We start from the raw sequence: 1,144 nt of genomic DNA, 5'->3' as shown, positions 1-1,144 counted from the left end.
CATTCCAGCTTCGCCAACAGGGGCACAGGTAGATATCATCCGCGAACAAGCTACCTTAGGCTTGCCACCCGGATTTGGTCTCCTACCAGGAAGCATCGATAGACAGCGCATCTTTGAACCACAGATTGACACTGAGGCTGTAATCAGCGCAGACCGTCGTACGGCAACAATCGGATACCGTAATTTGCCTGCAAACCGTCGTTTCCGCCTCATCTCGTTCCGTCCGAGCACCACGCCCGGTACAGATGCGCCTCTCGTCTTCACAACAGTTGATGGTATCAGCCCAGTGGGGGTTCCTGGGGTCATCCGTGCCGATGTTCCGGGCGACTTCGGTGTAGGCGGTGTGGGAAGCGTCTATGCAAATACTTTGAATGTGACCTTTACAACCGCGCAACAAGCGCCATCACCAGTCTTCGTAGTAAGATCTAACGCCAGCGGCAACCTGAACTTTGACACGGAAGATGAAATCGAAATTGAATTCAGCCGTCCAATGAAGAAGGCAATCAGCGGCTTCCGCATTGACAAGCTCTCTTCACCTTACTCGCACAGTGCGGGAGTTACACCGCTGACCTTCACCAACAACAGATTAGACACCTTGCGCTGGAGCGCAGATGGCAAAACCGTAAGAATCCGCCGCGTTCTGGAGAGCGACACTGCCAGACCCTTTGACGCTGGCACAATTTATCGTGTGAACGTCGATAACACAGACTCTATTAGAGCAGATGACGGCGGACAGCTGGCAGGCTTCTTTGGCATTGCGTTCCAGACCTCGCCCAGAACCCGCATTATCAATGCCTTCGTAGCGAAATTAGATGGCTCAGATCCGCAAAGTGTCGTGGGAATGAATGCTGCTACAACAAGCGTTTTTGGCGATACTGTTGGACGCATTGTCATGCGCTTCAACCAGCCGCTGCGAGGTCAGTATAAGGTTAGAGGATCAGACGAGCGGTTCTTCTTCACTCTGATTGATACGACGAAAGCACGTAATTTCATCGACGACGTGGATCTCTTGAATTTTGAGAACTTAAAAGAAATCTCCAATTTTGGAGCTGGAAATATTTTTTTGCAGTGAGCGACAGCTCAGCCTTTATTGACTCTATTGCAACGAAAGATGGTAATGAGCTCTTCGTCCGTTACCGTGTCT

General features: G+C 50.8%; 1 protein-coding gene. It reads left to right on the top strand.

Annotated elements, in window-relative coordinates:
• Positions 1–1,072: hypothetical protein (locus tag CMR00_12835; protein PIO46982.1), on the top strand; the 1,072-nt coding region annotated here is incomplete at its 5' end.
• Between the last annotated feature and the right edge of the window lie 72 nt (positions 1,073–1,144).

The sequence above is a fragment of the [Chlorobium] sp. 445 genome (assembly GCA_002763895.1).
Lineage (GTDB): Bacteria > Bacteroidota > Chlorobiia > Chlorobiales > Thermochlorobacteraceae > Thermochlorobacter.
The sequence above is the reverse complement of the archived record's forward strand: the minus strand, read 5'-3'. Positions and strand labels throughout refer to the sequence as shown.